At 60.3% G+C, this 24,367-nt stretch carries 26 protein-coding genes; 13 read left to right on the top strand and 13 right to left on the bottom strand.

All coding sequences use genetic code 11. The features are described from left to right. Positions 1–304: 304 nt before the first annotated feature. Together ACZ0A4_RS22385 and ACZ0A4_RS22380 are read right to left on the bottom strand one after the other, a co-directional pair. A complete protein-coding gene (locus tag ACZ0A4_RS22385; RefSeq protein ID WP_141126271.1) occupies positions 305–1,501 on the bottom strand; it encodes a class I SAM-dependent rRNA methyltransferase in 1,197 nt (398 codons plus the stop codon). A 162-nt stretch (positions 1,502–1,663) separates the two neighbouring features. Continuing rightward, positions 1,664–2,203 (bottom strand): type 1 glutamine amidotransferase domain-containing protein, encoded by a 540-nt coding sequence (locus tag ACZ0A4_RS22380; RefSeq protein WP_463576399.1) that lies wholly within the window; start codon positions 2,201–2,203, stop codon positions 1,664–1,666. A gap of 229 nt (positions 2,204–2,432) precedes the next feature. Here ACZ0A4_RS22380 and ACZ0A4_RS22375 point away from each other — a divergent pair, with 229 nt between their 5' ends. From ACZ0A4_RS22375 to ACZ0A4_RS22365, 3 genes are all read left to right on the top strand, one after another. Next, positions 2,433–3,245 carry an HDOD domain-containing protein gene (locus ACZ0A4_RS22375; RefSeq protein WP_171057243.1) on the top strand — a complete coding sequence of 271 codons (813 nt, stop codon included), beginning with the start codon at positions 2,433–2,435 and terminating at the stop codon, positions 3,243–3,245. 12 nt (positions 3,246–3,257) lie between these two features. Beyond that, on the top strand, positions 3,258–4,070 hold the full coding sequence (gene mutM, locus ACZ0A4_RS22370) for a bifunctional DNA-formamidopyrimidine glycosylase/DNA-(apurinic or apyrimidinic site) lyase (RefSeq protein WP_463576398.1): 813 nt from the start codon (positions 3,258–3,260) through the stop codon (positions 4,068–4,070). 69 nt (positions 4,071–4,139) lie between these two features. Continuing rightward, positions 4,140–4,463, top strand: coding sequence for a multidrug transporter (locus tag ACZ0A4_RS22365; protein WP_463576397.1), 324 nt, complete (start codon positions 4,140–4,142; stop codon positions 4,461–4,463). A 125-nt stretch (positions 4,464–4,588) separates the two neighbouring features. Here the strand turns inward: ACZ0A4_RS22365 and ACZ0A4_RS22360 are convergent, their stop codons facing one another. The 5 genes from ACZ0A4_RS22360 to ACZ0A4_RS22340 form a co-directional block, all read right to left on the bottom strand. Next, positions 4,589–4,840 carry a YfhL family 4Fe-4S dicluster ferredoxin gene (locus tag ACZ0A4_RS22360; RefSeq protein ID WP_038358877.1) on the bottom strand — a complete coding sequence of 84 codons (252 nt, stop codon included), beginning with the start codon at positions 4,838–4,840 and terminating at the stop codon, positions 4,589–4,591. Positions 4,841–4,981: 141 nt separating this feature from the next. Next, positions 4,982–5,461 (bottom strand): pantetheine-phosphate adenylyltransferase, encoded by a 480-nt coding sequence (gene coaD, locus ACZ0A4_RS22355; protein ID WP_003229157.1) that lies wholly within the window; start codon positions 5,459–5,461, stop codon positions 4,982–4,984. Between the two features lie 115 nt (positions 5,462–5,576). Next, positions 5,577–7,172 (bottom strand): GMC family oxidoreductase, encoded by a 1,596-nt coding sequence (locus ACZ0A4_RS22350; protein ID WP_463576396.1) that lies wholly within the window; start codon positions 7,170–7,172, stop codon positions 5,577–5,579. A 131-nt stretch (positions 7,173–7,303) separates the two neighbouring features. Further along, positions 7,304–7,849: a twin-arginine translocation pathway signal protein gene (locus ACZ0A4_RS22345; protein WP_463576395.1), complete on the bottom strand. Its 546-nt coding sequence runs from the start codon at positions 7,847–7,849 to the stop codon at positions 7,304–7,306. A gap of 29 nt (positions 7,850–7,878) precedes the next feature. Beyond that, a complete protein-coding gene (locus ACZ0A4_RS22340) occupies positions 7,879–9,327 on the bottom strand; it encodes a coniferyl aldehyde dehydrogenase (RefSeq protein WP_463577614.1) in 1,449 nt (482 codons plus the stop codon). A 128-nt stretch (positions 9,328–9,455) separates the two neighbouring features. On the opposite strand from ACZ0A4_RS22340, the gene ACZ0A4_RS22335 reads away from it, so the two are divergent. Continuing rightward, positions 9,456–10,127, top strand: a complete 672-nt coding sequence (locus tag ACZ0A4_RS22335) for a TetR/AcrR family transcriptional regulator (RefSeq protein WP_007913599.1) — start codon at positions 9,456–9,458, stop codon at positions 10,125–10,127. A gap of 32 nt (positions 10,128–10,159) precedes the next feature. Beyond that, positions 10,160–11,014, top strand: a complete 855-nt coding sequence (locus ACZ0A4_RS22330; RefSeq protein WP_463576394.1) for a sulfurtransferase — start codon at positions 10,160–10,162, stop codon at positions 11,012–11,014. Positions 11,015–11,115: 101 nt separating this feature from the next. Here ACZ0A4_RS22330 and ACZ0A4_RS22325 read toward each other — a convergent pair whose 3' ends face one another. From ACZ0A4_RS22325 to ACZ0A4_RS22305, 5 genes are all read right to left on the bottom strand, one after another. Then, the gene (locus ACZ0A4_RS22325; RefSeq protein ID WP_463576393.1) at positions 11,116–11,958 is read right to left on the bottom strand and encodes an AraC family transcriptional regulator; all 843 of its coding nucleotides are present in this window, start codon (positions 11,956–11,958) and stop codon (positions 11,116–11,118) included. Further along, positions 11,955–12,950: a hydrolase gene (locus ACZ0A4_RS22320; protein WP_463576392.1), complete on the bottom strand. Its 996-nt coding sequence runs from the start codon at positions 12,948–12,950 to the stop codon at positions 11,955–11,957. Before ACZ0A4_RS22320 ends, ACZ0A4_RS22325 begins: the two co-directional genes overlap by 4 nt. A 63-nt stretch (positions 12,951–13,013) precedes the next feature. Continuing rightward, entirely contained in the window at positions 13,014–13,628 is a 615-nt protein-coding gene (gene rsmD / locus ACZ0A4_RS22315) for a 16S rRNA (guanine(966)-N(2))-methyltransferase RsmD (protein ID WP_077574913.1), read from the bottom strand. Then, positions 13,628–15,115 (bottom strand): M16 family metallopeptidase, encoded by a 1,488-nt coding sequence (locus tag ACZ0A4_RS22310; protein WP_463576391.1) that lies wholly within the window; start codon positions 15,113–15,115, stop codon positions 13,628–13,630. Before ACZ0A4_RS22310 ends, rsmD begins: the two co-directional genes overlap by 1 nt. Beyond that, positions 15,108–16,463, bottom strand: coding sequence for a M16 family metallopeptidase (locus ACZ0A4_RS22305; RefSeq protein ID WP_463576390.1), 1,356 nt, complete (start codon positions 16,461–16,463; stop codon positions 15,108–15,110). Before ACZ0A4_RS22305 ends, ACZ0A4_RS22310 begins: the two co-directional genes overlap by 8 nt. A gap of 345 nt (positions 16,464–16,808) precedes the next feature. Between ACZ0A4_RS22305 and ftsY the strand changes: the two genes are divergently transcribed. The 4 genes from ftsY to rpoH all read left to right on the top strand — a co-directional run bounded on the left by ftsY (position 16,809) and on the right by rpoH (position 21,013). Then, positions 16,809–18,353 (top strand): signal recognition particle-docking protein FtsY, encoded by a 1,545-nt coding sequence (gene ftsY, locus ACZ0A4_RS22300; RefSeq protein ID WP_463576389.1) that lies wholly within the window; start codon positions 16,809–16,811, stop codon positions 18,351–18,353. Then, a complete protein-coding gene (ftsE, locus tag ACZ0A4_RS22295; protein WP_008065082.1) occupies positions 18,350–19,021 on the top strand; it encodes a cell division ATP-binding protein FtsE in 672 nt (223 codons plus the stop codon). The genes ftsY and ftsE overlap by 4 nt, the downstream gene beginning before the upstream one ends. After that, positions 19,018–20,043: a permease-like cell division protein FtsX gene (gene ftsX / locus ACZ0A4_RS22290; protein ID WP_077574909.1), complete on the top strand. Its 1,026-nt coding sequence runs from the start codon at positions 19,018–19,020 to the stop codon at positions 20,041–20,043. Before ftsE ends, ftsX begins: the two co-directional genes overlap by 4 nt. A gap of 115 nt (positions 20,044–20,158) precedes the next feature. After that, positions 20,159–21,013: an RNA polymerase sigma factor RpoH gene (gene rpoH, locus ACZ0A4_RS22285; protein ID WP_007913617.1), complete on the top strand. Its 855-nt coding sequence runs from the start codon at positions 20,159–20,161 to the stop codon at positions 21,011–21,013. Positions 21,014–21,215: 202 nt separating this feature from the next. Here rpoH and mtgA read toward each other — a convergent pair whose 3' ends face one another. Beyond that, complete coding sequence (gene mtgA, locus ACZ0A4_RS22280) at positions 21,216–21,938, bottom strand: monofunctional biosynthetic peptidoglycan transglycosylase (RefSeq protein WP_016983236.1); 723 nt, start codon at positions 21,936–21,938, stop codon at positions 21,216–21,218. Between the two features lie 74 nt (positions 21,939–22,012). Between mtgA and ACZ0A4_RS22275 the strand changes: the two genes are divergently transcribed. From ACZ0A4_RS22275 to trmB, 4 genes are all read left to right on the top strand, one after another. Next, entirely contained in the window at positions 22,013–22,393 is a 381-nt protein-coding gene (locus ACZ0A4_RS22275; protein ID WP_463576388.1) for a DUF423 domain-containing protein, read from the top strand. Between the two features lie 71 nt (positions 22,394–22,464). Then, positions 22,465–22,665 (top strand): sulfur carrier protein ThiS, encoded by a 201-nt coding sequence (gene thiS / locus ACZ0A4_RS22270; RefSeq protein ID WP_122604433.1) that lies wholly within the window; start codon positions 22,465–22,467, stop codon positions 22,663–22,665. Between the two features lie 60 nt (positions 22,666–22,725). Continuing rightward, entirely contained in the window at positions 22,726–23,520 is a 795-nt protein-coding gene (locus ACZ0A4_RS22265) for a thiazole synthase (RefSeq protein ID WP_007913621.1), read from the top strand. A 9-nt stretch (positions 23,521–23,529) separates the two neighbouring features. After that, a complete protein-coding gene (trmB, locus tag ACZ0A4_RS22260) occupies positions 23,530–24,255 on the top strand; it encodes a tRNA (guanosine(46)-N7)-methyltransferase TrmB (RefSeq protein WP_201231625.1) in 726 nt (241 codons plus the stop codon). Positions 24,256–24,367: the final 112 nt, after the last annotated feature.

The following is a 24,367-nucleotide window of genomic DNA, read 5'->3' as shown; positions in this document are numbered from 1 at the left end:
ATGTTTTTCATGATGTGAACTCCTTGTTCATTGATAGTTGAAGTCACCTCGTGGTGACAACTTCATAATAGTTTGTAATGGATTATTGGCAAGGGGATATTAAGTAGGAAATTTCCAGTAATTTTGTCGGAGTAGTCTTTAGCTGGAAGTGAACTTGTAGGGAAAGTTTCAGTAATTAAAAGATGTAAGGAAATATCCTGCACGTTAGCGGGAAAATAATTGTAGGAAGTATTGAGGAATAACGAAGGGAAGGTGTTGCGCAAAGCCAACGGGGAGCCTGTTGGCTCCCCGTCATCCGCATGGATCAGCTGTTGGGCAGCAGGCGGCAGGTGATGCTTTTGATGTAGCGCGTCTCGGCGATAGCCGGGTGTACCGGGTGATCCGGGCCCTGACCGCCACGCTCGAGCAACTGGATATTGCGATCCAGGTGACGCGCGCTGGTCAGCAAGATGTTTTGCAGATCATCTTCCGGCAAGTGCATCGAGCACGATGCGCTGACGAGGATGCCATCCTTGTTGAGCAGGCGCATGGCTTGCTCGTTCAGGCGACGGTAGGCGCCTTCACCGTTTTTCATGTCTTTCTTGCGCTTGATGAACGCTGGCGGGTCGGCAACGATCACATCGAAGCGCTCTTCGCTGGCTTTCAGCTCTTTCAGGGCTTCGAAAACGTCGCCTTCGATGCAGGTCATCTTGTCGGCGAAACCGTTCAGCGCGGCGTTACGCTCGACACCGTCGAGGGCGAAGGCTGAAGCATCGACGCAGAACACTTCGCTGGCGCCGAACGCGGCAGCCTGCACGCCCCAGCCACCGATGTAGCTATAGAGGTCGAGGACGCGTTTGCCTTTGGCGTAAGGTGCCAGGCGGGCGCGGTTCATGCGGTGGTCGTAGAACCAGCCGGTTTTCTGACCCTGAATGACCGGGGCTTCGAATTTCACCCCGTTCTCTTCCAGCGCCACCCACTCCGGCACCAGGCCGAACACGGTTTCGACATAGCGGTTGAGGCCTTCAGCATCACGCGCAGCAGAGTCGTTCTTGAACAGGATGCCGCTTGGCTTGAGCACTTGGGTCAATGCCGCGATCACGTCATCTTTGTGCGCTTCCATGGTTGCTGAAGCGATCTGTACCACGAGGATGTCGCCGAAACGGTCAACGACCAGGCCAGGCAGCAGGTCGGAATCACCGTAGACCAGACGATAGAACGGCTTGTCGAACAGGCGCTCGCGCAGCGACAGGGCCACGTTCAGGCGGTGCACCAGTAGCGATTTGTCCAGCGCAACTTTAATGTCGCGCGACAGCAGGCGGGCGCAGATCAGGTTGTTCGGGCTCATCGCCACGATGCCCAGCGGCTTGCCGCCGGCGGCTTCGAGGATGGCTTGATCGCCGGCCTGGAAGCCGTGCAGCGGGGTGGCGGCAACATCGATTTCGTTGCTGTAGACCCACAAGTGGCCGTTGCGCAGGCGACGGTCGGCGTTGGCTTTGAGGCGCAGGCTAGGCAGGGACATGACGTCGCTCCGGAAAAAAGAGCGGGAGTATAGCGTGTTGCGACTTGCGTCGGGTTTGATGAGCGATGAAACGCTGATGGCCTCTTCGCAAGCAAGCTCGCTCCCACATTGGAATGCATTCCCCTGTTGGAGCGAGCTTGCTCGCGAGGGCGGTCTCGAATGCTACGCCGACAGTGCCTCGATCAGCTCCTTGTTGAACGCCGGAATATCATCCGGCTGACGGCTGCTGATCAGGTGACCGTCCTTGACCACTTCTTTATCCACCCAATTGGCCCCGGCATTCACCAGGTCATCCTTGAGTGTCTTGTAACTGGTCATTGTCTTGCCGTTGACCAGCCCGGCGGAAATCAGCAACCAGCCGCCATGGCAGATCACCGCAATCGGTTTGCCGGCAGAAGCGCCGGTCTTGACCAGATGCTGGGCGTCCTGATCGATGCGGATGGTGTCGGAGTTCTGCACGCCGCCCGGCAGGACGATTGCGTCGTACTGCTCGCTGCTGGCGCCCTGGAACGTCTGGTCGACCTTGAAATCGTCCGCCGGTTTGTCGTGATTCCAGCCTTTGACCTTGCCAGCCTCGGTGGAAAGGATGTCGACCTGGGCGCCGGCTTGCTCCAGCGCCTGCTTGGGACCGGTCAGTTCGACCTGCTCGAAACCGTCTGTTACCAAAAAGGCGACGCGTTTGCCGTTGAGGGAAGTGGCCATCGGTAAGACTCCTGAGTCTGTGGGAATTTGCCGCCGCAAGGGGTCGGAGTGATCCGTTGGGCATTACAGATTCCGAAGCCGTGGCCTGAATGAAAGTTCCTGACAATTGCCCACTGGTGTGTCGTCTCGCGGTTTTTAGAGGTTAGAATCGCCGCCTGTCCCAGAGTGTGTACTTATGTCCCAAGAGCTGACCACCGAACAGATTCAACAATCGCTGCAAGGCATCAGTGTGCCTGCGCAACCGCAGATCATGGTGGATCTGCAAATGGAGCAGTACATGCCCGACCCCGACCTGGAGGTGATCGCCAAACTGATCGCCCAGGATCCAGGGTTGTCCGGCTCGCTGCTGAAAATCGTCAATTCGCCGTATTACGGCTTGAGCAACAAGATCACCTCGATTCAGCGCGCGGTGAACCTGCTGGGTAGCCGCTCGATCATCAACCTGATCAACGCGCAGTCGATCAAGGGCGAGATGAACGACGACACCATCGTCACCCTCAACCGTTTCTGGGACACCGCCCAGGACGTGGCGATGACCTGCCTGACGCTGGCCAAGCGTGTTGGCACTCAGGCGGGTGACGAGGCTTACGCCTTGGGCCTGTTCCACGATTGCGGCGTGCCTTTGATGTTGCAGCGGTTCCCCAATTACATGACGGTGCTGGAAAAGGCTTACGCCAACGCCAGCGCCGAATGTCGGGTGGTCGACACCGAGAACAGCGAGTTCAACACCAATCACGCCGTGGTCGGGTACTACACCGCCAAGTCCTGGCGCCTGCCGGAACACGTCAGTGCGGCCATCGCCAATCACCATAATGCCTTGGCGATTTTCAGCGATGAATCGTCGCGCAACAGCCAGCTGAAAAACCTGCTGGCGATCCTGAAAATGGCCGAACATATTTGCGCTTCGTACCGAGTGCTGGGCAATCAGACCGAAGATTTCGAATGGAACGCCGTCGGCCCGCTGGTACTCGACTATGTAGGACTGTCGGATTACGACTTTGAAACCCTCAAACAAACGATCCGCGACCTCGGCGCGCATTGATTCGAGGACGCCATGCCTGAACTGCCGGAAGTCGAAACCACCCGTCGCGGGATTGCCCCGCACCTGGAAGGCCAGCGCGTCAGCCGGGTGATCGTGCGTGATCGGCGATTGCGCTGGCCGATTCCCGAGGATCTCGATGTGCGCCTGTCTGGGCAGCGCATCGTGCTGGTCGAGCGTCGTGCCAAGTATCTGTTGATCAACGCCGAGGTTGGCACGCTGATCAGTCATTTGGGCATGTCGGGCAATTTGCGTCTGGTCGAGATCGGGCTGCCGGCGCTCAAACATGAACATGTCGATATCGAGCTGGAGTCAGGGCTGGCCCTGCGCTACACCGATCCGCGACGGTTCGGCGCGATGTTGTGGAGCAATGATCCACTCAATCATGAACTGCTGATTCGCCTCGGCCCGGAGCCGCTGACTGATCTGTTCGATGGCGAGCGCTTGTTCCAGCTGTCGCGCGGGCGTTCGATGGCGGTAAAACCGTTCATCATGGACAACGCGGTGGTCGTGGGCGTCGGCAATATCTATGCGACCGAAGCGCTGTTTGCCGCCGGGATCGACCCGCGCCGCGAGGCCGGTGGGATTTCCCGGGGGCGCTATCTGAAACTGGCGATCGAGATCAAACGCATTCTGGCCGCCGCTATCGAGCGTGGCGGTACGACGTTGCGTGATTTCATTGGCGGTGACGGGCAACCGGGGTATTTCCAGCAGGAGCTGTTTGTCTATGGCCGTGGCGGTGAACACTGCAAGGTTTGTGGCACAGGGCTGCGCGAAATGAAGCTGGGTCAGCGTGCCAGTGTGTTCTGCCCGCGTTGTCAGAGCTGAGGCAAAAAGCTGAAAAAGTCCTACGGTCTATAGTGAGTTGTCTCACTGTTCAGCCCGAAGGATCGTGCCATGAAATCCTTGCAAGTCCTCGTCGTTGCGCTGCTGTTGTGTTCCAGTCTGGCTGTTCAGGCCACGGAAAACGGCAGCGGTGATCCGCGCTACACCATCCAGAATCCACCGGCCTACGCGATGATCGGCGACTTGCTGATTGCCCGACCTTTATTGGTGGTGGCGACGGTGATCGGTGCGGGGGCGTTTGTCGTGTCGTTGCCGTTTACCGCACTGGGTGGCGGGATTGGCGATGCGGGGCAGGCGCTGGTGGTCGACCCGGCAAAAGCGGCGTTTGTGCGGTGTCTGGGGTGTATGGGGGAGGGGTTTGAGCAGCGCGAGTGAGCTGAGCAGGATTCAGCTGTGTGGCTGATGACCCTTTCGCGAGCAAGCTCGCTTCCACAATTTGAAATGCATTCCAATGTGGGAGCGAGCCTGCTCGCGAAGGGGCCCGAACGGACGCTGAAGGCTTAGGCTTTGCCGGTGATGATGCGGTACTTCTCCATCAACTGTTCTTCAGTCTCCGGATGCGCCTCGTCCAGCGGAATGCAATCCACCGGGCAAACCTGTTGGCACTGCGGTTCGTCGTAGTGGCCGACGCACTGGGTGCACAGGTTCGGGTCGATCACGTAGATCTCTTCGCCTTGGGAGATGGCGGCGTTCGGGCACTCGGGTTCGCAGACGTCGCAGTTGATGCAATCGTCGGTGATGATCAGGGACATGCTAACTCCAGCCGGGGCGGCAGGCCCGGGCGCTATAAATCAATGCGCGCAATTGTGCCGCATTGGCGAGCGCAGTGCACGTTGCTGCGATCAAGGGCTGCAATCAAAAGCCAAGATCGCAGCCCAAGCCTTCGGCAGCTCCTACTTTTTGAAGCGTAGGGTCAGCGCGTCGGCCACGGCCGGGTGGACGAATTTGCTGATATCGCCGCCCAGAGCGGCAATTTCCCGCACCAGCGTCGAGGAAATGAACGAATAACGCTCGGACGGGGTGAGAAACAGACTCTCCACATCCGGGGCTAACTGGCGGTTCATGTTGGCCAGCTGGAATTCGTATTCGAAGTCCGACACCGCGCGTAAACCACGCAGGAACACATTGGCGTTCTGCTCTTTGGCGAAATGCGCGAGTAGCGTCGAGAAGCCGACCACTTCCACGTTCGGCAGGTGTTTGGTGACCTCGCGAGCCAGTTCGACCCGTTGTTCCAGCGGGAACAGCGGGTTTTTCTTCGGGCTGGCAGCGACCGCAATGATCACGTGATCGAACAGGCGCGAGGCGCGTTCGACCAGATCGCCATGGCCCTTGGTAATAGGGTCGAAGGTACCTGGGTACAACACTCGGTTCATCGCGTCGTCCTGGCGGGAGTCCGTTGGGGAGTCGGATGGTATCGCAGCCGTCCCGGTCGGCCAAGTCGCCTGTTGGGTAAGAAAGCACTATAGACGATGGCAATATTCGGTTTTTTCACGGAATTCTCAGCCGATCGGCGAGGGACGTCGCCAGTTGCGCGGTCAGACCATACACAGACAGCTGCGGGTTGGCGCCGATGCTGGTGGGAAAAAGTGAGCCGTCATGGATCGACAGATTGGCCAGTTGATGGTGTCGTCCGAGACTGTCGGTGACGGCGCTTTTCGGGTCTTCACCCATCGCGCAGCCGCCCATGACATGCGCGCTGCCGAGCCGGGTGCGGTACAGCTCAAGGCTCAAACCATCGATCAACGTGCGCGCCTCGGCCAGAGTTTTCACGTAACGGGCGTCGGCGTGCATCGGCATCACGGCTTTGGCGCCGCCGGCGAACTGGATTTCGGCCATGACGTGGAACGCCCGGCGCAAGCCTTCCCAAGCGTAGGCTGAAACCTGATAGTCGAGCACCGGCGAACCATCGCTCCGCAATTCGACTGCTCCGCCCGTGCTGTCCGGGTGAAAACCGTCGCGCAGCAAGGCCAGCATGGCGTGGGTGTGCGGCAGGTCAGCCATGTGTTGTGCACTTTCCTCACCGAAGCCGCCGAGCAGGGTGGCCGCCAGTGCCGGATGCAGCGGTGGAACTTCAAGTTTGAAGGCCATCGGCCCGGTGGTGCCGTCCTTCCACTGGAAATGGTCGGAATAGATCGACTGCGGCGCCCCGTAGAACGGGTTGATGACTTCGTCGAAGCGCGCGGCTGACATGTTCACCGGGTGCAGGAAGGTGCGTTTTCCGAGGTTTTCATGAGGATCCGGGGCTTCCGAGCGCAGCAATAACGCCGGGCTGTTGATGCCTCCGCCAGCCAATACGTAATGCCGCGCTTTGACGGTGATTGTGCGCCCGGTCGGTGCAACGCAGCGCTCATCCATCGCCACGCATTGCAGGCCGGTGACCTTTTCGCCGCTGATCAGCAGCTTCTCCGCGCGAGCGAGATAGAGCAACTCTCCGCCCTTTTCCAGCGTCGCCGGAATGGTCGTGACCATCATCGATTGTTTGGCGTTAGTCGGGCAGCCCATGCCGCAGTAACCGAGATTCCAGCAGCCGCGCACATTGCGTGGGATCACGTGCCAGCTATAGCCGAGTTGTTCGCAGCCTTTGCGGATCACATCGTTGTTGGCGTTGGGCGGGACCATCCATGGTGCGACGCCGAGGCGCTGTTCCATTTTCTCGAACCACGGCGCCATCTCGGCGGGGCTATGGCCTTTGACGTTGTGCTCTTTGGCCCAGTGTTCGAGGGTCGGCTCCGGGGTACGGAAACTCGATGTCCAGTTGATCAGCGTGGTACCACCGACCGCGCGCCCCTGCAGGATGGTGATTGCGCCGTCCTTGCTCATGCGGCCGATGCCTTCCTGATAGAGGCTGCTGTAGGCCTTGTCTTCGAGCATTTTGAAATCTGAACTGGTTTTCAGCGGGCCTTCTTCGATCAGCAGGACTTTATAGCCGGCGGCGCTGAGGATTTCCGCCGTGGTGCCGCCACCGGCGCCGCTGCCGATGATCGCCACGTCGGCTTCCAGGGTCAGGTCGTCGGTCAGTTGTGCGCCGTTGTAGGTTTTCCAGCCTCGGGCGAGGCCTTCGCGGAACGGGTCGGGTACGGGCATCGGTCAGGTTCTCTTTATTATTTTGGATGCGGCGGTGTGGCGGCCGACCTCTTCGCGAGCAGGCTCGCTCCCACATTTGAAATGCATTCCCCTGTGGGAGCGAGCCTGCTCGCGAAGGGAGCGACACGATTTCAGACCGTAGGCGGGCCGGGATAGCCGCAATGCGCCCACGATTCTGCGCGGGTGTACCAGGCCATCATCACCATCTGCTGCAGCGAGCTATGCCCCATGCGCAACAAACTCAATGAACTGTTTTCCCAGCGATCAAGGAAGTGCCGCATCGCTTCGGCACTGGCATTTTCCCAACTGCCCCAGATCCCGGTGAGTGGCCCGCGCGTCACCGCCATGCCGAGGGCGTCGAACAGTTGCCGGGTGAGCTTGAGCATTTCCGGCGACAGGTGATCGAGGCTGTAGTCCAGCGACTTGAGCGTGCCTTCAACGGCGCCCGGCATCTTCTCGGCCGCCACGGCGCCATCGAGCATCACCGGAACCAGTGCGCGCAGAAACAGCAGATCGCCGTCGCGCAACGAGACGAAACCGTTGGCCGCGACGCTCGACGAGCAGCCGCTGAGGCTGGCGCCGAGTCCGGCGGTGGCGAGGAATGCCGTGGCGCCGAGACTGAATTTCAGCAGGCCACGGCGGGACAGTGCAGGTGTTTCGGTCAGGCTTGGGTGCATTATTTTTATTACCCGGCGGTGACGAAGTTTTAGCGAATGAACAGCTTCTGGATCAGTTTCTGAATCGATTTGCCGTAGGGCGGGTAAATCAGTCGGGCAGCGTTGAAGCGCTGTTTAATCAGTACGCCCTTGGCTTTGCTGAAGGTCAGGAAGCCTTCGTGGCCATGGTAGTGGCCCATGCCGGAAGCGCCGATGCCGCCAAACGGCATGTCGTCCTGAGCCACATGCAGCAGGGTGTCGTTCAGGCATACACCGCCGGAATGGGTTTCGTGCAGCACGCGGTTCTGTTCGCGTTTGTCGTAGCCAAAGTAGTAAAGAGCCAGAGGACGTGGCCGCTGATTGATGTAAGCAAATGCCTGCTCCAGATCCTGATACGGCACGATCGGCAGCAGCGGACCGAAGATTTCGTCTTGCATCACCGTCATCTCGTCGCTGACATTCAACAGCACACTGTGCGGCATGCGTCGGCCCTGGCCTTGCTCGAACAGCGGAATCAACAGCGCGCCCTTGCTGGTCGCGTCGCTGACGTAGCCGTTGAGACGCGCCAATTGGCGTTCGTTGATGATCGCGGTGTAGTCCGGATTGTCGGTGAGTGTCGGATAAAAACCCTGCACGGCCTGGCGATAGGCTTCGACGAAGCCGCCGACCCGATCTTCCGGCACCAGCACGTAATCCGGGGCAACGCAGGTCTGACCGGCGTTGAGGGTTTTACCGAAGGCAATGCGCTCGGCGGCATCCTTGAGCGGTACATCGCGGGAGACGATGGCCGGCGACTTGCCGCCCAGCTCCAGTGTCACAGGGGTGAGGTTTTCGGCGGCGGCGCGCATCACGTGTTTGCCGATGCTGGTGGCGCCGGTAAACAGCAAATGATCGAAGCGCAGCCGGGAGAACGCCACGCCGATGTCGGCTTCACCGAGCACCACGCAGACCAGGTCTTCGGGGAAAATTCGCGCCAGCAACTCTTTCATCAACAAGCCCGTGGCCGGGGTCGATTCACTCAGTTTGAGCATCACCCGGTTGCCCGCCGTCAAGGCGCCGACCAGTGGGCCGACGGCCAGATACAACGGGTAATTCCACGGCACGATGACGCCAACCACGCCGAGGGGCTGATAGACCACTTTCGCCGACGCTGGCTGAAACGCCATGCCGACCTTGCGCCGCGAGGCTTTCATCCAGCCTTTGAGATGACGGCTGGCGTAATGAATACCGTGCAGGCTTGGCATCAGCTCGGCGAGCAGGGTTTCATCGGCGCTGCGATGGCTGAAATCGGAGCTGATCGCCGCGATCAATGCTTGCCGCTCGTTGCTGAGCAAATCGCTCAACGCTTTGAGCCATTGCTGGCGCTGGGCGGCGGGCGGCATTGGATTGGCGGCATACGCGGCCCGCTGCGCCTCGAACAACCTGTCCAGCTCGGCCAGCGGTTGTTGCAGCATTTGCAGGTAAGCAATGTCGGCCGTCATGGTCTGCTCCGGATTTATTGTAGTGATGAACTTTTTAGAGTCTATGCTCTAGAAAGTCAAATGACTTCCTTGCACAGCAGTGTTTTATCCATTTCCGGTTAGGTCGTAAGATGCCCCCCAACGCACTCTGAATTAAAGCTCAAGCCATGGCCCCACGAATAAAAACCAGCGAGCGTATCGTGCTGAACAGCCTTGAGCTGTTCAATCAGCAGGGCGAGCGCAGCATCAGCACCAATCACATTGCCGCCCATATGGAGATTTCTCCGGGCAACCTGTACTACCACTTCCCCAACAAACAGGCGATCATCGCCGTGTTGTTCAGTGAGTACGAAAGCCTCGTGGACAGCTTTCTGCGCCCGCCGCAGGGGCGTGCGGCGACCGTCGAAGACAAGCGTTTCTATCTCAAGGAACTGCTCTCGGCGATGTGGCGCTATCGCTTTCTGCACCGCGATCTCGAGCATCTGCTCGACAGCGATCCGGAACTGGCCGCCCGCTATCGACGCTTTTCCCAACGCTGCGTGATTCAGGGCGCGGCGATCTACGAAGGTTTTGTCGCCGCCGGGATTCTCGACATGGATCGCGTGCAGATCGAATCCCTGACCCTCAATGCCTGGATCATCCTGACGTCGTGGGTGCGCTTCCTGTGCACCACCCGCGAAAACTCCAACCACCTCAGTGAGCAAGCCATTAAACGTGGCGTGTATCAGGTGCTGGTGCTGGAAGCCGGGTTTGTCACTGAGCAGGCGCGTGACGAGGTCAATGCGTTGTTCGAGGAGTTCTACGTGCCGCTGGCCCAGGCCCTTGAAGACGTGAAATAAACCGTTCTGTTGAAATCCCTCAGGAGCCCGTTATGCCGATTGCGCAACTGATCAGCCCCGAAGCACTGGATGCCCGCAACGCGCAGCCGGGGCTGGTGATTCTCGATTGTCGTTTTGCCCTCGAAGACCCGGACTACGGTCAGCGCAGCTATGCCGAAGGGCACATTGCCGGGGCGAGCTTCGCCGACCTTGAGCGTGACCTTAGCGGCACCGTAGTCAAAGGCATGACGGGTCGTCATCCATTGCCCGAGCCGGCGGCGCTGATCGAGCGTCTACAGGCGTGGGGCATCAACAACGACAGCGATGTGGTTTTGTACGACGACGGTCCTGGTGCCTACGCCGCGCGGGCGTGGTGGTTGCTGGCGTGGCTGGGCAAGCGCGATGGCGTGTTCATTCTCGATGGCGGACTCAAGGCCTGGCACGCGGCGGGGTTGCCGCTGAGCCTCGATGCGCCGACGGTCAGTCGCGGTAGTTTCAGTGGTCAGCCGGACATGAGCTTGCTGATCAGCGCCGAAAAATTGCAAAAGCGTCTTGGCCAACCTGCGTTGACCTTGATCGATGCTCGGGCGTTGCCGCGATTCAAGGGGGAAGTGGAACCGATCGATTCGGTGGCCGGGCACATTCCCGGTGCGCAATGCGCGGCGTTCACCGACAACCTCGGCAGTGATGGGCGATTCCTCCCAGCCGATCAGCTCAAGCAGCGTTTTGCCGCGAAGCTCGGCGAACGTTCGCCAGCGGATCTGGTGGCTTATTGCGGTTCTGGCGTGACGGCGTGTCACAACCTGTTCGCGTTGTGTCTGGCGGGATATCCGCTGGGTTCGTTGTATGCCGGGTCGTGGAGTGAGTGGATCAATGAGCCTTCGCGCGGTATTGCCACCGGCCAATAATTAATACCTGTGGGAGCGAGTCTGCTCGCGAAGGCGTCCTGTCAGCCACTATTTCTTGGACTGACACACCGCTTTTGCGAGCAGACTCGCTCCCACATTGGTTATGCGCTGTCTGGGGGAAGCTGTCGGGCGCTACGGTAGGCGGCCGGCCCGACGCCATAAGCCTGCTTGAACTGCCGGCTCAAATGGCTCTGGTCGGCAAACCCCAGTTGCATGGCGACTTCTACCGGCAGGCAACCGTGCTGCAACAGTGCGCGCGCCTGGGCGATACGTTGCTGCATCAGCCAGGTGTGCGGCGGCATACCAGTAGCGCGGCGGAACACCCGGGCGAAATGGAAGGGCGACAGATTGACCGCCGCCGCCAGTTCTTCCAGTGACGGTGGCGCCGCCAGTTGTGCGTGCAGCAATTCTTTGCCCAACAGCACCGCGCGGTGTTCCTTGCCGGCTCGGCCGGGCACCGGCACTGCCGCATGGCGCTGCAACAGCAGCAACATCATCTCGCGCCACACCGTCTGCTGTTGCAGTGCGGTGGCCGGGCTTTCGAGCAAACGGTGCAACTGGGCAAAGCCGTTGACCAGATCCGGGTCGCGATACAGCGTGGCGCCGAATGCCGGCAGGTTGGTGGTGGACAGTTCCAGTTCATCCAGCAGCGAAACGATTTGCGCGGTATCGGGATAAAACGCCCGATACAGCCAGCCGTCCTCAGTGCCCTTGTGCCCGGTGTGCAGTTCGTCGGGATTGATCAACACCAGCGTGCCGCTGCCGGCCAGATGCTCGGCGCCGCGATAACGGTAGCGCTGGGCGCCGGCCATGATCATGCCGATCACGAAACCGTCGTGCACATGCGGAGCGAAGCGATGGTCAATGTAGCGCGCCGACAACAACTCGACCCCGGCCAGCGGCGCGGTTTGCCAGAAGCGGATCGACTCGCCCTGATCGCTCATGCGGACACGCTGGCCAACCACTGTGGGATGCGTCGTTCCAGGTAATAACCGGGATGACGCAGCGAGCCGTCGACAAAGCCGACATGCCCGCCGCGGGCCTGCAATTCGAACGCCGTTAACGGCGACAGCTCACTGGCCAGCGGCAAACTGTGCGGGAACACGAACGGATCGTCCGCCGCCTGAATGATCAGCGTCGGCGTGCGGATCTCACCGAGGAAATAGCGGCTCGAAGCGCGGCGGTAGTAATCCTCGGCATCATTGAAACCGTGCAACGGCGCGGTCACCCGGCCATCGAAATCCCAGAACGTGCGCATGTTTTCCAGCGAGCCAAGGGCTGCCAGCGCGGCGAGTCCGTCTTCGCGACCGTCATGCTGAAACTGCCGTTGCTTGTTCTTGATATAGGCGACCATCTCGCGCATGAAGTGCGCCTGATAGACCTTGGAAAAGCCTTGGCCGATGCGGTCGGCGCATTGGTCGAGGCGAAACGGCACGGACACCGCCACCGCGCCGAGTATGCCACTGGCGCTACCGGTTTCGCCCAGATGTTTGAGCAGCACATTGCCGCCCAACGAATAGCCAACGGCATACAACGGTGCCAGCGGTCGTTTCGCGCGCAGGTGTCTGATGGTTTCGGCGAGGTCTTCGCTGGCGCCGGAGTGATAGCTGCGTGGGAGCAGATTCGGTTCGCCGGAGCAGCCGCGCCAGTTCAGCGCGACACTGGCCCAGCCTTGATCGGCCAAGGCCTTTTGGATACCTGCTACATAAGGCGAATTGGAAGAGCCGGTCAGCCCATGCAGCACCAGCACCAGTGGCGCATCGGCGGTGTGCGGGCCGTGCCAGTCGAGATCGAGGAAGTCGCCATCCTCAAGCCACAGACGTTCGCGTTCCCGCTCGATATGCACGGTTTTGCGCCACAGCGGCCCCCACAGGGTTTGCAGGTGCGGATTGCCGAGGCCGAGGGCGGGGATGAAGCGTTCTGAAGAGGCGGACACGATGGTTCTCGATGCAGAGCGGCGACCCCATTGGAAGGGGCGCCGCTGATTCAGACCGGTCGGTTAACCGGCGATCTCTGCCGTACGTTGCCACAGCGCGTAGTAAACCCGGCCGGATTTCTGTTCGCGATGCAGGCGCCAGTTGCCCGGCAGGCCCAGCGTCGATGGCGCCGTTTCGCTTTCAGTGTAGATCCACGAGTCGGGCGCCAGCCACTGACGCTCTTCGAGCAAGGTGCAAACGGCCGGCAGCAAGTTCTGATTGAACGGCGGGTCGAGGAATACCAGGTCGAACGCGCTGGCGGTCTGGGTTTCCAGATAACGCAGGGCATCAGCCGTTTGTACCTGGCCGTTGGTGCAGCGCAGGGTGCCGAGGTGTTCTTTCAGACTGGAAACGGCGATGTTGCTGGCATCCAGCGCCTGACCCATGGCCGCGCCACGCGACAGCGCTTCGAGAAACAGCGCGCCGCTGCCGGCGAACGGATCAAGGACCTTGGCCCCTTCAACGTACGGCGCGAGCCAGTTGAACAGGGTTTCACGCACGCGATCCGGCGTCGGGCGCAGGCCCGGTGCGTCGGGGAAGCTCAGCTTGCGGCTACGCCATTGACCGCCAATGATGCGCAACTGGTTCACACCGTTGTGGACGTTGTGCGCTGGCTTTTTAGGGGAACGAGTTGCCATTAATGCTCCGGAACCCCGAGCGGTTGCTCGGCAGGTTTATCAGATGGGGCCGGTAACGGCTTTTGCGGCACGGTTGGACCCGCGGTGACGATGACCATTTTGTCCGTGCTCAGGTGTTTGTTCAGGGCGTCGCGGACTTGTTCCACGGTCAGGCTCTGCGACTGACGCATGAAGTCGTCCAGATAGCTCAACGGCAGATTATAAAAGCCCATGGCGCCGAGTTGGCCGACGATGTCGGCATTGCTCGCGGTGGACAGCGGGAAGCTGCCGGCCAGTTCACGTTTGGCGTCGTCGAGTTCTTTCTGCGTCGGCCCGGTTTTCAGGTAGTCGGCGAGCACGTCCTGCACCAGTTTCAGGGTGCCTTCGCTCATTTCCGCGCGGGTCTGCAAGTTGATCATGAACGGGCCGCGCGCCTGCATCGGGCTGAAGGCCGAGTACACGCCGTAGGTCAGGCCGCGTTTCTCGCGCACTTCGCTCATCAGGCGCGTGCCGAAACCGCCGCCACCGAGGATCTGGTTGCCCATCGACAGCGCGGCGTAATCCGGATCGTCACGGTCGATGCCCAGTTGCGCGAGCATCAGGTTGGTCTGCTTCGACGGGAATTCGATATGGCCAGTGCTGGCCTTCGGTTCCTGCGGCTGAGCGATCTTCGCCAGCGCCGGGCCTTTCGGCAGTGCGCTGGAGACCTGATTGGCAATTGCCTCGGCCTCCGCACGCGACAGGTCGCCGACCAGCGCGATTACCACGTTGCCAGCCGCGTAGGCTTTGGCGTGGAACTCACGCAATTGCGCGAGGGTGATCTTCGGCACGCTTTGCGGATTGCCGTCGCTGGAATGCGCATACGGGTGATCGCCATACAGACGCTTCATCAGCTCAATACTGGCGAGTTTGCCGGGATTCTGTTTCTGGTACTCGAAACCGGCAAGCATCTGGTTCTTGATGCGCGCGAAGGAGTCGGCCGGGAAGGTCGGTTTGCCGATGACTTCCGAGAACAGCTTCAAAGCAGGCTCACGCTTGTCAGCAGCACTCAGGCTGCGCAACGAGGCCAGCGCCATGTCCTTGAAAGCACCGTTGCCGAAATCCGCTCCCAGGCCTTCAAAGCCTTGCGCGATGGCGCCGACGTCTTTGCCGGCGACACCTTCGTTGAGCATCGCGTTGGTCAGTACCGCCAGACCCGAAGCGCTACCGTCCTGGCTGCTGCCGGCAGCGAAGATCAGGCGCATGTCGAACATCGGCAACTCATGGGCTTCGACGAACAGCACTTTGGCGCCTTCGGCGGTGTTCCAGGTTTGTACGTCGAGCTTGCGGCTGGCCGGTGCCTTGCCGTCAAGTTCGGCCAGTGATCGCAGCTTCTGGCTGGACTTGGCGTTGTCCAAGGCTTCGCTGGCATTGCTGTCAGCGCCTGGCGACAGGTACAGCGCGGCAGAGCCGATCACCGCCACGGCGATCAGGCCGAGCAGCAGGCGTGGGGATTTGCGCTTACTCATGAGTCGTCTCCAGTGGCAGGACGTGGGCGACGCTGAGACGTTCGCGGGTGAAATACAGTTTGGCGGCGTTCTGGATGTCTTGCGGGGTCACGCTTTCCAGATCGGCGAGTTCGGTGTCCATCAGTTTCCACGACAGGCCGACGGTTTCCAGTTGGCCAATCGCCGTGGCCTGGCTGGTGATCGAATCACGTTCGAAGACCAGGCCGGCGATTACCTGCGCACGCACGCGCTCCAGTTCTGCGGCGGACGGCGCGGTGGTTTTCAGCTGTTCGAGCAGCTTCCACAGGCCAGCCTCGGCTTGCGCCATAGTCTTTTTCTTCTGCGTGTTCGGGGTTGCCGACAGGGTGAACAGGCTGTCGCCACGGGTGTAGGCGTCGTAGCTCGACGAACCGCCGGAGACCAGCTCTTCACCGCGCTCCAGTTGCGTCGGAATGCGCCCGCTGTAGCCGCCGTCGAGCAGGGCCGAGATCAGGCGCAAGGCGTTGACCGAGCGTTTGTCTTCAGCCGTGGCAATGCTTGGCACGTTGAAGCCGAGCATCAGGCTAGGCAGTTGTGTTTGCACGTGCAGGGTGATCTGGCGTTCACCGGGTTCGGCCAGTTCCAGCGGCTTTTTCGCCGGTGGCACGTTGCGTTTGGCGATCGGGCCGAAGTAGCGCTGGGCGAGGGTTTTCACTTCGTCCGGGGTGACGTCGCCGACCACCACCAGCGTGGCGTTGTTCGGCACGTACCAGGATTGGTACCAGTGGCGCAGCTCTTCGACCTTCATGCGGTCGAGGTCAGCCATCCAGCCGATGGTCGGCGTGTGGTAGCCGCTGGCCGGGTAGGCCATGGCCTTGTAGCGCTCGTAGGCTTTGGACATCGGCTTGTCATCGGTGCGCAAGCGGCGCTCTTCCTTGATGACCTCGATTTCCTTGGCGAACTCGTCGGCCGGCAGGCGCAGATTGGCCATGCGGTCGGCTTCCAGCTCGAAGGCTACGCCCAGACGGTCGCGGGCCAGCACCTGGTAATAAGCCGTGAAGTCGTCGCTGGTGAAAGCGTTTTCTTCGGCACCCAGATCGCGCAGGATCAGCGACGCTTCGCCGGGGCCGACTTTCTCGCTGCCCTTGAACATCATGTGTTCAAGGGCGTGAGACAGACCGGTCTGGCCCGGGGTTTCGTAGCTGGAACCGACCTTGTACCAGACCTGCGACACCACCACCGGCGCGCGATGGTCTTCGCGCACGACGACCTTGAGGCCGTTGTCGAGGGTGAATTCGTGAGTCGGTTGCGGGTCGGCCGCCAGGGCCGAAAGGGGCAGGCAGACTGTGCTGAGCAGCAGGCCTGCAGCGCGGCGGGCTAGAGCATTCATTCGTTTTTTAACCTGTTGGGCTGCCCGCTTGGTCTTAGCGTCGGCGGGCGAGAGGGTGCTAGGATACTGATCCGTTTTACTGGCGGCCACGCCTATCAAGCCACTGATCGGTCGATAGGTTGTATGGGTTCCCGGCAGAAGCTTTGAGTTTGTCAGCTAAACTCTGCGTTTTCGCCGACGATGCCGTTCCAGTCCTTCGTATTAATCTACCTTTGAGGTGCCTCTGGCGCCTCGACAAAATGTTGCGCGTGAACAAGCTGGATGAAACACAGTCTGTTCTGCATCGAATATTTATTTGCCGGGGCGCCCTTATGGCGCGTCGCTACCGTGAGATAGCCGTCCTCCATGTTTGGTTCCAACGACGACAAGAAGACCCCAGCTGCGGCTGGCGAGAAGAAAAGCCTGTTCGGATGGCTGCGTAAGAAACCGCAGGAACCCGTCGTCGAACAGACGCCCGCGATTCCTGAGCCCGCTCCCGCGCCGGCTCCGGTAATAGAAGAAGAGCCGGCACCGATTGTGCTGCCGATTGCCGAGCCGGTGTTGCAACCGGTTGAGCCAGAGCCTGAAGCGCCTGTCGCGGCCGAACTGCCGCTGACCCCGGCGGCCGAGCCGTGGCTGACCTTGCCGGTGGCGGAAGAACCGGTGGCATTGGTTGAAGAGGCTGCGCCACACGTTACGCCAGTGATTCCTGCGCCTGCTGCGTTTGTGACCGAAGTTGCTCCGGCTGTTGTTGAGCCGCTGGTCGAGCCTGCGCCGGTTGTTGCAGAACCTGTAGTCGCTGAAACTATTGTTCCCGAGCCTGTTGCTCCAGTAGTTCTCGCCCCTGTTGCCCCGGTCATTCAACAGCCCGAGCCTGCACCTGCACCTGCACCTGCACCTGCACCTGCACTTGTCGCCGCTGCGCCAGTCGAAGTGATTGCCGAAGCCCCCGTCGAAGCCCCGCGCACCGAAGAAACCAAAGCCGGCTTCTTCGCCCGCCTCAAGCAAGGCCTGTCGAAAACCAGCGCCAGCATCGGCGAAGGCATGGCCAGCCTGTTTCTCGGCCGCAAAACCATCGATGACGATTTGCTCGATGACCTCGAAACCCGTCTGCTCACCGCCGACGTCGGTGTCGAAGCCACCACGCAGATCATCCAGCGCCTGACCCAGAAGGTTGCTCGTAAGGAACTGGCCGACGCCGACGCGCTGTACAAATCCCTGCAGGCCGAGCTGGCCGCGATGCTCAAACCGGTCGAACAACCGCTGAAAATCGTCTCGCAAAACAAGCCGTTCGTGATTCTGGTGGTGGGCGTCAACGGCGCCGGCAAGACCACCACTATTGGCAAACTGGCGAAGAAGCTGCAGCTGGAAGGCAAGAAAGTCATGCTCGCCGCCGGTGACACCTTCCGCGCCGCCGCCGTGGAGCAATTGCAGGTCTGGGGCGAACGCAACAAGATTCCGGTGATCGCCCAGCACACTGGCGCCGACTCGGCTTCGGTGATCTTCGACGCCGTGCAGGCCGCCAAGGCCCGTGGCATCGACGTATTGATCGCTGACACCGCCGGTCGTCTGCACACCAAAGACAACCTGATGGAAGAACTGAAAAAGGTTCGCCGGGTCATCGGCAAGCTCGACGCCGACGCGCCGCACGAAGTGCTGCTGGTACTCGACGCCGGCACCGGCCAGAACGCCATCAACCAGGCCAAGCAATTCAACCAGACCGTCGAACTGACCGGTCTGGCGCTGACCAAGCTCGACGGTACCGCCAAGGGCGGGGTGATCTTCGCCCTGGCCAAGCAGTTCGGCCTGCCGATCCGCTACATCGGCGTCGGTGAAGGCATCGACGATTTGCGTACCTTTGAAGCCGAACCCTTTGTCCAGGCACTGTTTGCCGAGCGGGAGCGTTCATGATTCGTTTCGAACAGGTCGGTAAACGCTACCCGAACGGTCACGTCGGCTTGCATGAGCTGAGCTTTCGAGTCCGTCGTGGCGAGTTCTTGTTTGTCACCGGCCACTCCGGTGCCGGTAAATCCACGTTGTTGCGCCTGTTGCTGGCGATGGAACGCCCAACCAGCGGCAAACTGCTGCTGGCCGGGCAAGACCTGAGCACCATCAGCAACGCGCAGATTCCGTTCTTGCGCCGACAGATCGGCGTGGTGTTCCAGAATCACCAGTTGCTGTTCGATCGCACGGTGTTCAACAACGTCGCTTTGCCGCTGCAGATTCTCGGGCTGTCCAAGGCCGAAATCGCCAAGCGTGTCGACTCGGCGCTGGAGCGCGTGGCGCTGTCGGATAAAACCGATCTGTACCCGGGCGACCTGTCCACCGGTCAGCAACAGCGCGTCGGCATCGCCCGCGCCATTGTTCACCGCCCGGCCTTGCTGCTGGCGGACGAACCGACCGGTAACCTCGATCCGCGTCTGGCTGCCGAGATCATGGGCGTGTTCGAAGACATCAACCGTCTGGGCACCAGCGTGCTGATCGCCAGTCACGACCTGGCACTGATCGCGCGCATGCGTCACCGCATGCTGACCCTGCAACGTGGCCGATTGATTGGCGACGGGGAGGCCGGAGAATGAGTGCGACACGCAGCCCGAAGGTTTCCGAACGCGTGGCCCCGAAAGCCGCCGATCCGCAACCACCGAAGAAGAAAAAACACGACGAAGACGATGGCCCGGACTTCGCCACGCTGTTCCGAGCCTGGGTCGAAAGCCATCGCGCCAGCCTGCTCGACAGCCTGCGTCGTCTTGGCAAACAGCCGATCGGCAGTTTCTTCACCTGCATGGTGATGGCGGTCGCACTGAGCCTGCCGATGGGTCTTTCGCTGTTGCTTAACAACGTCGAACGTCTCGGCGGTTCGTGGCAGCGCGCGGCGCAGATTTCGTTGTATCTGCAACTCGACGCCAGCCCGGAACAGGGCGAGTCGTTGCGCGAGCAGATCAAAGGTATGCCCGGCGTAGCTGATGCTGAATATGTCGGCCGTGATCAGGCGCTGGAGGAGTTCCAGCAGCAGTCCGGACTGGGCGAAGCCCTGCGCGAGCTGCCGGAGAACCCGTTGCCGGGCGTGGTACTGGTGACGCCGAACGAAGTCGACAAGCCGACGCTGGAAGCATTAAGACAAAAACTTTCCGAGCTGCCCAAGGTACAACAGGCGCAACTTGATCTAGTCTGGGTCGAGCGTCTGGCCGCCATCCTCAAGCTTGGCGATCGTTTTGTTTTCGGTCTGACGGTGCTTTTGGTTTCTGCATTACTTTTGGTGATAGGCAATACCATTCGTCTTCATATTGAAAACCGCCGCACCGAGATAGAAGTGATTAAACTCGTCGGCGGCACTGACAGCTATGTGCGACGGCCCTTCCTTTATATGGGCGCGTTGTATGGCTTCGGTGCGGGACTGTTGTCCTGGGGTGTATTGGCGTTCGGCCTGAACTGGCTGAACGATGCGGTGGTTGGACTGGCCGGCTTGTACGGCAGTGATTTCGCGCTGGCCGGAGTGCCAGTTGCCGATGGTCTGTCGCTCTTGCTTGGCGCGGTGCTGTTGGGTTATATCGGTGCATGGATTGCAGTCGCACGTCATCTCAGGGAGCTGGCGCCGAAGTAGAATCTTTTTTGCGCGTGATTGACCTTGCGGTTTTTTTGGGAACTTGTACTTGAATTCCCGGTCAATTTTTCGCAGTGCCGAGAGGCACGAGTATGTAAGTGGGAGGTTTTTTCGTATGACCAATTCTTTGCAACCTGCGTATGCGTTGGTTCCGGGTGCGAACCTGGAAGCTTACGTGCACACCGTCAACAGCATTCCATTGCTGACGCCGGAGCAGGAGCGTGAACTGGCCGAGAGTCTCTACTATGAGCAGGATTTGGGGGCGGCTCGGCAGATGGTGCTCGCCCACCTGCGTTTTGTCGTACATATCGCCCGTAGCTATTCCGGCTACGGTCTGGCTCAGGCTGACCTGATCCAGGAAGGTAACGTCGGCCTCATGAAGGCCGTGAAGCGCTTCAACCCGGAAATGGGTGTGCGTCTGGTGTCGTTCGCCGTGCACTGGATCAAGGCGGAAATTCACGAGTTCATCCTGCGCAACTGGCGCATTGTGAAAGTCGCGACCACCAAGGCCCAGCGCAAGCTGTTCTTCAACCTGCGCAGCCAGAAGAAACGTCTGGCGTGGCTGAACAACGAGGAAGTCCACCGTGTGGCGGAAAGCCTCGGCGTTGAACCGCGTGAAGTGCGCGAGATGGAAAGTCGGCTGACCGGCCATGACATGGCCTTCGACCCGGCTGCTGAAGCCGATGACGACAGTGCTTTCCAGTCGCCGGCCAACTACCTGGAAGACCACCGGTACGACCCGGCGCGTCAACTGGAAGATGCCGACTGGAGCGACAACTCCAACAGCAACCTGCACGAAGCGCTGGAAGTGCTGGACGAACGCAGCCGTGACATCCTCTATCAGCGCTGGCTGGCAGAAGAGAAGGCCACGCTGCACGACCTGGCGCAGAAGTACAACGTGTCGGCCGAGCGTATTCGTCAGCTCGAGAAGAGCGCGATGAACAAGCTCAAATTGTCGATCGCCGCATAATCGGCGCTTCGGCAATAAAAAAAACGCCCCGATCAGCGATGATCGGGGCGTTTTTCATTTCCGGCTTCACACAAAACCCATGTGGGAGCGAGCTTGCTCGCGAAGGCGGAGTGTCAGTCACCGTCACTGCTGAATGACCCACCGCCTTCGCGAGCAAGCTCGCTCCCACAGCGATCTTCAGGGTTTGGAGATCTTTGATCGGTTATCGCGACCACGGTGCCCGCCGCGAATCGTTCAGCCCCAGCAAATAGCTATCCCCACCCAACTGACTCATCTGCTGCCGAATCCACCCGGCCCGGCGCGAGACATAAGCGGTCGGATGGCTGGCACTCCATACCCGCGGATTGGGCAAAACAGCCGCCAGATAACTCGCCTGCTGCCGCGACAACGACTTCGCGCTCACGCCAAAGTGATGTCGGGCCGCAGCCTCGGCGCCAAACACCCCGTCATCCCACTCGACGCTGTTCAGGTACACCTCAAGAATCCGCTGCTTGGGCCAGAACACCTCGATCAACGCGGTAAACCACGCTTCGAGACCTTTACGCAGATAGCTGCGCCCGGCCCACAGAAACAGGTTCTTCGACACCTGTTGACTCAAGGTGCTGGCACCACGAATCGAGCCGCCGAGCTCGTTGTGCGCCAGGGCAGCCTGGATTGCACTGAAGTCAAAACCCCAGTGCTCAGGAAACTTCTGGTCCTCACCGGCCATGACCGCCACTTTGAGGTCATCGGAGATTTCATCCCAAGGCTTCCACGTGCGTTGCAGGTCAATCGGTTCGCCGTCGACCCAGGATTCGACCTTGCGCTCGACCATCAACGCCGTTCCCGGCGGCGGCACGAAGCGAAACACCAGCACCAGCAAGATGCTGCCGCCGGCGAACCAGAGCAGGGCCTTCGTGAGACGACGGAAAATAGTACGCAGCATAGAGATGGCTTGGCCGAACCCGTGGAGCGGGCCATTATACAGACCCTGCCGATCGCGTCTGACTGGAGTTCCCAATGCTGCGTGGCTTTTTGATGCTGGCTGCTTTTTTCGGTTTCACCGGTGTTGCACTGGGCGCGTTTGCCGCCCATGGCCTGAAAAACCGCCTGACACCCGAGTACCTGACGATTTTCCATACAGGCGTCACCTATCAACTGGTGCACACCCTGGCGTTGTTAGGTGTCGCGCTGCTGGCCTCGCAGATTCAAGGCCGACTGGTGGCGTGGGCCGGCGTTTCTTTCGCCGTCGGCATCCTGCTGTTCTCCGGCAGCCTGTACGTGTTGACCACCACCGGCATCAGCAAGCTCGGCATCATCACCCCGTTCGGTGGCCTGGCATTTCTGGCCGGATGGGTTTGCCTTGGGCTCGCCGCCTGGCGCCTGCAGCCAACCGCTTGACGCTTGGTGCTGACCTTTAGGTCATGATCGGGCTAGAATGCCAGCCCCTAAAAATGATGGCGGCGTTGTGCATGCGCATTCAATTGAACGGCGAATCCCTTGAACTGCCCGACGGCGAGACCGTTGCGGCCCTGATCACCCGCCTGGAACTGACCGGACGCCGTGTGGCAGTCGAACTCAATCTGGATATCGTCCCGCGCAGCCAGCATGCCGACACCACGCTCAACGACGGTGACAACGTCGAAGTCGTGCACGCCATCGGCGGCGGTTAATCAACCGCCCCACGAGGGCATAGAATTCTGCAAGACCCTCACCCTTAAAGAGGATTCCCCATGAGCATCGTTCGTAGCGACAAGCCTTTTGTTCTGGCCGGTCGTACTTACCAGTCGCGTTTGCTGGTCGGTACCGGCAAGTACCGTGACATGGAAGAAACCCGTCAGGCCATCGAAGCCTCGGGTGCCGAGATCGTCACCTTCGCCGTGCGCCGCACCAACCTGGGCCAGATCGAGGGCGAACCGAACCTGCTCGATGTGCTGTCGCCGGAACGCTACACCTTCCTGCCGAACACCGCCGGTTGCTACGACGCCATCGAAGCCGTGCGCACCTGCCGCCTGGCCCGTGAGCTGCTCGACGGCCACAACCTGGTGAAGCTGGAAGTACTGGCCGACCAGAAAACCCTGTTCCCTAACGTCATCGAAACCCTTAAGGCCGCGGAAACGCTGGTCAAGGAAGGCTTCGACGTGATGGTGTACACCAGCGATGACCCGATCATCGCCCGTCAACTGGCGGAAATCGGCTGCATCGCGGTGATGCCGCTGGCCGGTCTGATCGGTTCCGGCCTAGGGATCTGCAACCCGTACAACCTGCAGATCATCCTCGAAGAAGCGAAAATTCCTGTGTTGGTCGATGCCGGTGTCGGCACTGCGTCCGACGCAACCATCGCCATGGAACTGGGTTGCGATGCAGTGCTGATGAACTCGGCCATCGCCCATGCCCAGCAGCCAGTGATGATGGCTGAAGCCATGAAACACGCCATCGTTGCAGGCCGTCTGGCCTACCTCGCTGGCCGTATGCCGAAAAAACTCTATGCCAGCGCCTCTTCGCCGCTGGATGGTCTGATCAAGTAAGAGCCATTGATGACTGAATCGAACGACACGCCTATCCAGACGGAAGAAGGCGACGAGCGCCAACACCGCCGCATCAAGAGTTTCGTGATGCGCGCCGGGCGCATGACCGAAGGCCAGCAAAAAGGTCTGGATCAGGGTACGCCGCTGTTCGTGCTGCCGCTGGCCGACGCGCCGGTGGATTACGATCAGGTTTTCGGCCGTTCGGCACCGCGCTCGCTGGAGATCGGTTTCGGCATGGGTCACTCGCTGCTGGAAATGGCAGCGGCCGCACCGGATCAGGATTTCATCGGTGTGGAAGTTCACCGTCCGGGTGTCGGCGCGCTGCTCAATGGCGTGCTGACTCAGGGCCTGACCAACCTGCGGGTCTACGATTGCGACGCGATCGAAGTGCTCAACCGTTGCATCGCCGACAACAGCCTCGATCGCCTGATGCTGTTCTTCCCGGATCCGTGGCACAAGAGCCGTCACCACAAGCGCCGTATCGTTCAGGCCTCGTTCGCTGAACTGGTACGCAGCAAGTTGAAAGTCGGCGGCATTCTGCACATGGCTACCGACTGGGAACCGTACGCCGAATACATGCTGGAAGTGATGAACGTCGCCCCGGGTTATCGCAACCTCGCCGAAGACGGCAAGTGCGTGCCACGCCCGGCCGAACGCCCGATCACCAAGTTCGAACGCCGCGGCGAACGACTGGGCCATGGCGTGTGGGACCTGAAGTTCGAAAAGCAGTCCTAAGCATCACGCAATAAAAAAGTAGGAGTGAGCCTGCTCGCGATTGCGGGCTGACAGTCACCGAAGAGGTTGAATGTCAGACCGCAATCGCGAGCAGGCTCACTCCTACAGTTGT

It is taken from the genome of Pseudomonas sp. AC172 (assembly GCF_979258595.1).
The sequence above is the reverse complement of the archived record's forward strand: the minus strand, read 5'-3'. Positions and strand labels throughout refer to the sequence as shown.